Source organism: Pseudoalteromonas sp. SIMBA_162, from assembly GCF_046535955.1.
In the GTDB taxonomy this organism is placed as follows: Bacteria; Pseudomonadota; Gammaproteobacteria; order Enterobacterales; family Alteromonadaceae; genus Pseudoalteromonas; species Pseudoalteromonas marina.
Genome location: NZ_JAWJBQ010000224.1, coordinates 1 through 296, shown reverse-complemented (window position 1 = coordinate 296; position 296 = coordinate 1). Strand labels below are relative to the sequence as shown.

The following is a 296-nucleotide window of genomic DNA, read 5'->3' as shown; positions in this document are numbered from 1 at the left end:
GGCCGAGTCACCCGTGTCACGTCGCCCGCGCACGCTGGACCCGGATCGGGTCGCCGAATGGCTGGCCACGCATCCCGATTTCTTCGAGGGGCGTGAAGGGTTGCTGCAACGCATGCGGGTGCCACACCCGGAAGCGCGCGGCGGCAGCATCTCGTTGCTGGAGCGGCTGGTACATGACCTGCGCGGGCGGACCGATCAGGCAGAAGAGCGCCTCGAGGAGTTGTTGACCGCCGCGCGCGACAACGAGAGTCGCTATCAGCGTCTGCGTCAGCTGGTGCTGGATCTGCTCGATGCCG

Annotated in this window: 1 protein-coding gene; it reads left to right on the top strand. The window is 67.6% G+C overall.

Annotation, left to right across the window (positions count from 1 at the left end):
• Positions 1-13: 13 nt before the first annotated feature.
• Positions 14-296, top strand: a 283-nt coding sequence (locus R0J88_RS19460; protein WP_410900790.1) for a DUF484 family protein, incomplete at its 3' end; no start/stop codon positions are given.